Genomic DNA, 7514 nt, shown 5'->3' with positions numbered 1-7514 from the left:
CTGTCATGCCCAGGAGGGTGCCCTGACTCATCAAGGTCGGCGCGTGTGGTCGTCCGATCTTGCTTGCCCCGCGCCGTCGCGCCTTGGGCGCGCTTGTCGGTGGAACTTGCGGCTGCGGGGTTCGGGACGGTGCTCTGACACTTCAAGATCCGCGCAGGTGGTCGTCGAATGTTGCTCGCGGTCGCAGCCTCCCGCCCTTCAGGCTGCACTTTGGTTGGATCTTGTGGCTCCCCGACCCACATGGATGCCCCGGAATCATCAAGATCCGCGGGCGGCAATTCGGACGGTGAGTCGTGGGTGGCCGCCCCTGAGTGCTGCCGGCTGAGTGCATGGCATGGCAACCGGTGGTCCGGCTCGCACGGTGGGTTGGCGGCCGCCCTGCCCACGCATGCGAGTCGGCCGGCCGCGCGACCTCGCAGGGCGGGCCGTCCGCGCGACCTCGCCCGGGTGGGCCGGGCGCGCGACTTCCCACGGTGGGCCGTCCGCGCGATCTCGCCCGGGTGGGCCGGCCGCGCGACCTCGCCCGGGTGGGCCGGCCGCACGACTTCCCACGGGTGGGCCGCCCGAGCGACCTCGCCCGGGTGGGCGTCCGCGCGACCTCGCACGAGTGGACGGCCACGCAACCTCACACGAAGAGCAATCAAGCCGCCCGCCCAGATCGGTGGGCTGCCTGATTAGCGGCAACCGGTGCGGCCCACGCCCACGCCCCACCCCACTTCGGCCCGTGGACTCACGCCAATTCGCTCGGGATGGAGACGACATCCACGAAGGCGTTCTTGCGGAGCACCGTGATCGGCAAATTCCGCCCGATCGCCGGCCCCAGCATCAGTCGTTGCAGGGCCTGGACCGTCTGCACCGGCTCCCCGCCCGCCGTGATCAGGATGTCGCCCAGGTAGATCCCCGCCGTGCCGGCCGGGCTGCCCGGCACCACCTCCACCACCCGCAGCCCCAGTTTCTGGCCCAGCCGTTCCGCGATCGGCGGCGGCAGCGGGACCGGCACGCCGGCGACTCCCAGCCAGGCCCGGCGGACGCGGCCGGTGGTGAGCAGCTCGCTGATGATCTGGCGGGTGGTGCGGTTGACCGGTACGGCCAGACCCAGGCCGTAGCCCGCGACGGCCGTGTTGACGCCCACCACCACGCCGGTGGAGTCGGCCAGGGCGCCGCCGGAGTTGCCCGGGTTGAGCGCCGCGTCGGTCTGGATGACGTTGTCGATGATGCGGACGCGGCGGCCGTCGCGGGCGGGCAGTGAGCGGCCCAGCCCGGACACCACGCCGGCGGTGACGGAGCCGGCCAGGCCCATGGGGTTGCCGACCGCCACGACCAGTTGGCCGATCCGTAGCCCGTCGGCGTCGCCCAGCGGCGCCGCCGGGGCGCCCGAGTGGTGGACGCGGACGACGGCCAGGTCGGAGAGCGCGTCGGCGCCGACCACGTCGAATGTGGTTTCGGTGCCGTCGGCGAAGGCGGCGGTGCCGCCGTTCGCGCCGGCGACCACGTGGGCGTTGGTGAGCAGGAACCCGTCGTCGGTGAAGGTGACCGCGGAGCCGGCGCCGGCTCCGCGGGGGGTACGGACGGCCAGCGCCGCGACCGACGGCAGCAGGGCGGCGGCGACGCCGGTCACGACACGGCTGTAGGCGTCGAGGGCGCCCCGCTCGGCATCCGTGTGTTCGGTATCCATGACGTCCAGAACGCCTGCCCGCCGGGCATCGATGCCGGTGGGGTGTCCGCCCACGGCGAACAGCGACAGTCACGGATAGTTGCTGAGATCGCACAGACAGTCCGACCGGGTGCCGGTTGCCGGGGGTTGTATGAGTGACGAAGGAGCTGAACGAGCCGGACGGAGGGGTGGGGATGGTCATCGTCGACGAGGCTGTACCGGCCGACATCGTGGACCGCCTGCTCTGGCAGGACGCTCAGCAGATGCTGAGGCGCCACGCCGAGCCCGGCCACGACGGCAACTGCGTCTGGTGCGGCTGGCGCTGGCCCTGCGCTCCGCGCCGGCTCGGGGAACGGGCCGAGCTCGCGTCCCGCCGCCCGTGGCGGGAGGCCTGGACCCTGCGGCACGACTTGAACAGCGTCCGCGCGATGCCCGGGGTGCGTACCGGGCTGGACGGCAACATGGCCCGGCGGGAGACCCCGAAGATCGACGAACTGAACAGAGGCTATTTCGACTGAAGCTCCCCGAGACCTTCGCCGTCAGCCGGGACCTTGACCGTCCCCCGGCAAGAACCGACCTGGATCGGCCCGGACGACGACGAACCCGCGGTGACACCCCCGTGCCCCGCCAGCACGCCGGTATCCCGCACCCCGGACCCGTTCGACCGCTCAGACCGGCACGCCTCCGCCGGTCGGCGCCTCCGGCCAGGCGTCATGGCGGTTCGGGCGGGCGTGGTTGGCGGGAGCGCGTGACCACAGGTTCCCCCGCATTCACTCGGTCATGCGCTCCCGCCCACCCTCCACCGCACGGCCGTACCGCAGCTGGGCGACCGGTTCCCCGCCGATCGCCTCGTTGCGGGTCGTGCCGTCCGCGGCCCAGCCGCCGCGCTCGTAGAAGCGCCGGGCCCGGGTGTTCGCCGTGAGCACCCAGAGCACGGCCCGGTCGCCGAGGCGGGCCAGCGCGGGCAGGGCGTCGAGCATCAGCGCCCGGCCCACCCCGGCGCCCACGTACGCCGGGTCGGCGTGGATGGCGTACAGCTCGGCGACGCCGTCCTCTTCGCTCGGCCCCACGTAGGAGAAGCCCGCCAGGGTGGCGCCGTCGGTTGCCACGGTCAGCCGGTGCGTGTCGCGTTCCCACTTCCACCGCTCCGCCCACCATTCGCCCATCGCCTCCGGCGAGCCGGCCGACAGCGCCTCGGGGGAGAGGATGCCCGCGTACGCGGCGGCGCGGGACCGGTAGTGCAGGGCGCCGACGGCCCGCAGGTCGTCGTCAGCGACGGGACGCAGATGCACGCTCATCGGACGAACCTAGCCGGGGCGGCACCGGCACCTGCAGCAGATCCTCGGCGAGCACGATGTCGCCGTCGAACTCGGCCCGGGCCTCGTCCAGGAAGCGGGCGCTGTCGGCGTACCGCTGGGAGAAGTGGGTGAGCAGCAGCGTGCGCACCCCCGCCTGCCGGGCCACCGACCCGGCCTGGCCCGCCGTCAGGTGGCCGACCTGGGCGGCCGTCACAGCGTCCTCGGCCAGGAACGTCGACTCGATGACCAGCAGGTCGGCGCCCTCGGCGAGGTGGAAGACGTTGTCGCACAGCCCGGTGTCCATCACGAAGGCGAACCGCTGACCCGGCCGCGGCGCGCTGACCTGCTCCAGGGTGACCCGGCCGAAGCGGCCGGTGCGCTGCAGCTCGCCGATCGCGGGGCCGGCGATGCCGTGCGCCGCCAGCAGCGAGGGCACCATGCGGTGCCCGTCGGGCTCGGCCAGGCGGTACCCGTACGTCTCGATCGAGTGCCGCAGCGGCAGCGCGGTGAGCGCGCCGGCCGGCGTCTCCACCCGGAAACCCGGGCCGACCGGTACGGGCCGCAGGTCGGCGACGTCGTAGAAGCTGCTGGCGTGCCGGAGCCGGTCGAAGAACACCTGGCCCCCGGCGGGATAGTGCACGGCCACCGGGTGCGGGACCTTGTCGAGCGAGATGCGCTGGACCACGCCGGGCAGGCCGAGCACGTGGTCGCCGTGGAAGTGGGTGATGCAGATCCGGCGCAGCGGGCTCACCGGCAGCCCGGCCAGCAGCATCTGGCGCTGGGTGCCCTCGCCCGGGTCGAACAGGATGACCTCGGAGTCCCAGCGCAGCAGGTAGCCGTTCTGGTTGCGGTGCCGGGTGGGCACCTGGCTCGCCGTGCCCAGGACGGTCAGCTGGCGCATCTGTCACCACCTTCGGACATGAAGCGACCCCCGGGGACTTCCGCGCCGTAGCGTGGTCCGGTCGGACTGGGCCGGATCCCCGGGGGTCGGGTGGCTGCCTGGTATTCGCCGCACCGCTGCCACACGGTCTCGACGTTCAAACGAAGCTGTCAAGGACAGCGGCTAGCGGACAGCCACCTCACGAGTCCCGTTGCTATACAACTTCGGACCACCTCCTCTCACGTGTACGGCCACGTTAACCACCGCAGCGGCCCGGCGACAACGCTTTTAAGGTCACTAGAGCCGAGGGAATACCCGCGGGCTCATCTCGGTGCCCTCGACGGCCAGCGAGGCGGGGCCGACGATCTGCGGGTCGGGGGAGCCCACGACGTCGGCGTCCTTGTCGTCGTACTGGAAGCGGTTCAGCACGTACCGGATCGCCTCCAGCCGGGCCCGCTTCTTGTCGTTGCTCTTGACCACGGTCCACGGGGCGTCGGCGGTGTCGGTGTAGAAGAACATCGCCTCCTTGGCCTCGGTGTAGTCGCCCCACTTGTCCAGCGACTCGATGTCCATCGGCGAGAGCTTCCACTGGCGTACCGGGTCGACCTGCCGGATCGCGAACCGGGTGCGCTGCTCGCCCTGCGAGACCGAGAACCAGAACTTGATCAGGTTGATCCCCGAGCGGACCAGCATCCGTTCCAGGTCCGGCGCCTGCCGCATGAACTCCAGGTACTCGGCGCGGGTGCAGAAGCCCATCACCCGCTCCACCCCGGCCCGGTTGTACCAGGACCGGTCGAAGAGCACGATCTCGCCGGCCGCCGGCAGGTGCTTGATGTAGCGCTGGAAGTACCACTGGCTGCTCTCGCGCTCGTTGGGCTTCTCCAGCGCCACCACGGAGGCGCCCCGCGGGTTGAGATGCTCCATGAAGCGCTTGATCGTGCCGCCCTTGCCGGCGGCGTCGCGGCCCTCGAAGAGGATCACCATCCGCTCGCCGGTGCGCTTGCACCAGTTCTGCAGCTTGAGCAGCTCGATCTGCAGCAGGCGCTTGTCGTGGTCGTAGTCGGCCCGGGGCAGCCGGAAGTCGTACGGGTAGTCCTCGCGCCAGGTGTCCACCGGGCTGCCGTCGGCGTTGAGCAGCACCGGATCGTCGTCATCGTCGTCCGCGACCCGGTAACCGCCCAGCTCGCTGATCGGACCGTGGTACGGCTGGGTGAGGAGCTCCTCGTCGTACTGGCGCGCGTCGTCCCGCGGCTCCTGCTGCTCGTGTTCCCGCTCGGCCTGCATGCCGTTGTCATACCCACTGGGACGGGCCTGACAACTGGACGGCGGGTGAACGTCAGCCGAGCCAGCGGCGCAGCCGGGCCCGCCGCGAGGCCGTGACCACCGGCGGCAGCCCGGCGCGGGTCTCTTCACCGACCCGCTCCTGGCGCGCCCACAGCACGCCGTAGCCGAACGCGTCCGGCGCGCCGGCGGCCACCTCCCGCAGCACCTCGCGGGCGATCACCGAATCCTGGTGCGCGCCCAGCACGTCCTGCAGCGCGGTCAGCGACTTCACCAGCTGCCTGCCCGGCTTGCCGGCGCTGGGGGCGAAGACCTCCACCGCGTACCGGGCCCGCTTGTACGCCTTGCGCGCCTCGTGCAGCTCGGCGTCCTCGCCGCCGGCCAGCGCCTCGTCCAGCAGCCGGTCGGCCTTGCCCAGCGCCCGGCGGGCCCGGCGCAGCGCGCCCGCGTCGTCCGGCTCCGGATCGTCGACCAGCTCGTCCATGGCGTCGAGCATGGCCAGGTAACGGTCGCTGTCCAGGGCCTCGGTGAGCGCCTCGCGACCGCGCTCCACCTGGGCGTCGAGGTGGGCGCAGATGCCCCGGGCGACCTCCGGGAAGCCGGCGGTGTCGGCCAGCAGCTTGTGCTCGAGGACCTGGCCGTCGCGGACGTCGCCGAGGCGGGTGGCCAGCCACTTGAGCTCGTCGCTGAGCGCGGCGGCCCGCGGCGGGGCGAAGGAGGCCTTGAACGTCTTCAGGGTGCTGCGCAGGCGCCGGGTGGCCACCCGCATCTTGTGCACGGCTTCGGGGTCGCCGGCGCGTACCCCGGTGTCCTGCTGCTCGATGGCTTCGCGCTGCTCACGCGCGTACCGGAGCACGGGGTTGATCTTCCGCCGCCGCCGCGGCGCGGCGAGCCGGTCGCCCAGCGCCCGGGCCAGCTTCGACGGCCCGGTGGCGGGCGTCGCGCCGGCGGCCAGCAGCAGGCCCTCGACGGCGTCGAGCACCTCGGGCCCGCCGTCGACCAGCTCGACCTCGAGCTCCTCCCACTGCTGGGCGCCGTCGTCGGTCTCGGCCGCGACCCGGTCCTGCGCGACGAGCGCGAGGGTACGGCCCTGAGCGTCGCGCAGCGGCGTCTCGACCCGATGGGTACGCAGCCGGGCGACCGGCCGCAGCGGGCGGGTCCGCACGACCGTGCGCACCTCCGCGGCCAGCTCACCGGGCACGACGTCCCCGTCGGTCAGCGGCAGCCGGTGCTCGGTACGGCTCGACGCGCCGGCCGGCGTCTTGAGGTGCCAGCCCGCGTCCCCGCCGCCGGTGCGCCGCCGCAGGGTCCGCTTGTGCCGCGCCAGGCGCAGATCCTCGGTGTCGAAGTAGGTCGCGTCCAGCTCGTGGGTCTCGGCGGGCCCGAACTCCTGGGCACCGCCCGCCCCGGTCAGGGCCGGCAGCGCGAAGCCGGCGGGAACGTCGTACTTGCGTTCGGTCTCGGTCGCCAGCTCCATGCGTCAAATATGCCCGGTGGAACGCGACTCAGCTATCTCACAGCCGGCGCGGGCAGCATGGAGAGCCGGTCGTGACCTTGGAGGAGCCGTGAACGAGCCGGAACGACGCAAGATCTCCCTGGCCGGACTGGGCCTCATCGGCGCGGGCGCGGTGCTCGGGCTCGCGCTGGCCGGCAGCGGCCCCGCCCAGAACGAAGCCGCCGCCCCCGGTCCCGGCGCCAGCACGCCGGCCGACCAGCCGAAGTCCCCGCCGGCCGACTCCTGACTCCCAGCGTGTTCGGTGGCGAGGCACAGCGGTTTCCCAGAAAACCGCCGCACACTCGAGCAAGGCCCCTGCGGGGCTCGGCGCTCGTCCCCCGTGCGAGCGCCGGGTCCCGCAGGCCTGCGAAAGCGCCGCTTCGACCGCCGCCCCGGTCGGGGCGGCGCTTTTTTCCGTACGTCAGACCCGGGCCTCACCGTGACTGCGGAGATACTGGGCGCGGGAGTAGTGCGCGGCGGCGGCGCCGAAGTACATCGTCGCGAGCGTCACGTGGAAGCTGTTGTCGGTCAGGGCGTTCTTCGCCTTGGCGGTCTCGGACCACCGGATCTCCGCATCGGAGGCGCTGATGCCGCGGCGGGCGCAGAGCACCCGGTTCAGCTCCTTGCCGACCCGCCAGGTCTCCAGCGCCGTCTCGGCCTGCTTCATCATCGCCCGCGCTGTTTCGGCGAGGGATTCGGCGAGCATCCAGGCGGCGCGCTCCTCTTCGTTGTGAAACCTGGGCATGGTGTACCTCCCGCGGGCTACCTCCCGAATTGTCTTCTTGTTCAGTGTGTGAGGTGGGGTTGGCGGGTGTCGATCTTTTACACCCGTAGGGAGGACGGGCTGGCCTGGCTCGGCCCAGCCATCCGCGGCCGCGAGGGATCAGAGCAACCTGCCCCGCGAGC

8 protein-coding genes are annotated in these 7514 nt (G+C 72.3%); 2 read left to right on the top strand and 6 right to left on the bottom strand.

Annotated elements, in window-relative coordinates; translation table 11 throughout:
• Positions 1-730: 730 nt before the first annotated feature.
• Positions 731-1675 carry a S1C family serine protease gene (locus Ani05nite_RS28965; RefSeq protein WP_203773555.1) on the bottom strand — a complete coding sequence of 315 codons (945 nt, stop codon included), beginning with the start codon at positions 1673-1675 and terminating at the stop codon, positions 731-733.
• 134 nt (positions 1676-1809) lie between these two features.
• On the opposite strand from Ani05nite_RS28965, the gene Ani05nite_RS28960 reads away from it, so the two are divergent.
• The gene (locus Ani05nite_RS28960; RefSeq protein WP_239130721.1) at positions 1810-2172 is read left to right on the top strand and encodes a hypothetical protein; all 363 of its coding nucleotides are present in this window, start codon (positions 1810-1812) and stop codon (positions 2170-2172) included.
• A gap of 252 nt (positions 2173-2424) precedes the next feature.
• On the opposite strand, the gene Ani05nite_RS28955 is transcribed toward Ani05nite_RS28960, so the two are convergent.
• The 4 genes from Ani05nite_RS28955 to Ani05nite_RS28940 form a co-directional block, all read right to left on the bottom strand.
• Positions 2425-2952: a GNAT family N-acetyltransferase gene (locus tag Ani05nite_RS28955; RefSeq protein ID WP_203773553.1), complete on the bottom strand. Its 528-nt coding sequence runs from the start codon at positions 2950-2952 to the stop codon at positions 2425-2427.
• Positions 2924-3853 carry a ribonuclease Z gene (locus Ani05nite_RS28950; RefSeq protein WP_203773551.1) on the bottom strand — a complete coding sequence of 310 codons (930 nt, stop codon included), beginning with the start codon at positions 3851-3853 and terminating at the stop codon, positions 2924-2926. Before Ani05nite_RS28950 ends, Ani05nite_RS28955 begins: the two co-directional genes overlap by 29 nt.
• Before the next feature lie 276 nt (positions 3854-4129).
• A complete protein-coding gene (ppk2, locus tag Ani05nite_RS28945) occupies positions 4130-5116 on the bottom strand; it encodes a polyphosphate kinase 2 (RefSeq protein ID WP_203773549.1) in 987 nt (328 codons plus the stop codon).
• A gap of 52 nt (positions 5117-5168) precedes the next feature.
• Positions 5169-6590: a CYTH and CHAD domain-containing protein gene (locus Ani05nite_RS28940; protein ID WP_203773547.1), complete on the bottom strand. Its 1422-nt coding sequence runs from the start codon at positions 6588-6590 to the stop codon at positions 5169-5171.
• 88 nt (positions 6591-6678) lie between these two features.
• Here Ani05nite_RS28940 and Ani05nite_RS28935 point away from each other — a divergent pair, with 88 nt between their 5' ends.
• The gene (locus tag Ani05nite_RS28935; RefSeq protein ID WP_203773596.1) at positions 6679-6855 is read left to right on the top strand and encodes a hypothetical protein; all 177 of its coding nucleotides are present in this window, start codon (positions 6679-6681) and stop codon (positions 6853-6855) included.
• Between the two features lie 174 nt (positions 6856-7029).
• Here the strand turns inward: Ani05nite_RS28935 and Ani05nite_RS28930 are convergent, their stop codons facing one another.
• Entirely contained in the window at positions 7030-7353 is a 324-nt protein-coding gene (locus tag Ani05nite_RS28930) for a hypothetical protein (RefSeq protein WP_203773545.1), read from the bottom strand.
• Between the last annotated feature and the right edge of the window lie 161 nt (positions 7354-7514).

It is taken from the genome of Actinoplanes nipponensis (genome assembly GCF_016862275.1).
In the GTDB taxonomy this organism is placed as follows: domain Bacteria; phylum Actinomycetota; class Actinomycetes; order Mycobacteriales; family Micromonosporaceae; genus Actinoplanes; species Actinoplanes nipponensis.
Note: the sequence above shows the minus strand (reverse complement) of the source record. Positions and strands in the feature narration are given on the sequence as shown.

What these genes read in the sequence shown, in the direction of transcription:
- Ani05nite_RS28965 (WP_203773555.1), bottom strand. Translation starts at nt 1,675, where the DNA reads ATGGATACCGAACACACGGATGCCGAGCGGGGCGCCCTCGACGCCTAC.
- Ani05nite_RS28955 (WP_203773553.1), bottom strand. Translation starts at nt 2,952, where the DNA reads ATGAGCGTGCATCTGCGTCCCGTCGCTGACGACGACCTGCGGGCCGTC.
- Ani05nite_RS28950 (WP_203773551.1), bottom strand. Translation starts at nt 3,853, where the DNA reads ATGCGCCAGCTGACCGTCCTGGGCACGGCGAGCCAGGTGCCCACCCGG.
- ppk2 (WP_203773549.1), bottom strand. Translation starts at nt 5,116, where the DNA reads ATGCAGGCCGAGCGGGAACACGAGCAGCAGGAGCCGCGGGACGACGCG.
- Ani05nite_RS28940 (WP_203773547.1), bottom strand. Translation starts at nt 6,590, where the DNA reads ATGGAGCTGGCGACCGAGACCGAACGCAAGTACGACGTTCCCGCCGGC.
- Ani05nite_RS28930 (WP_203773545.1), bottom strand. Translation starts at nt 7,353, where the DNA reads ATGCCCAGGTTTCACAACGAAGAGGAGCGCGCCGCCTGGATGCTCGCC.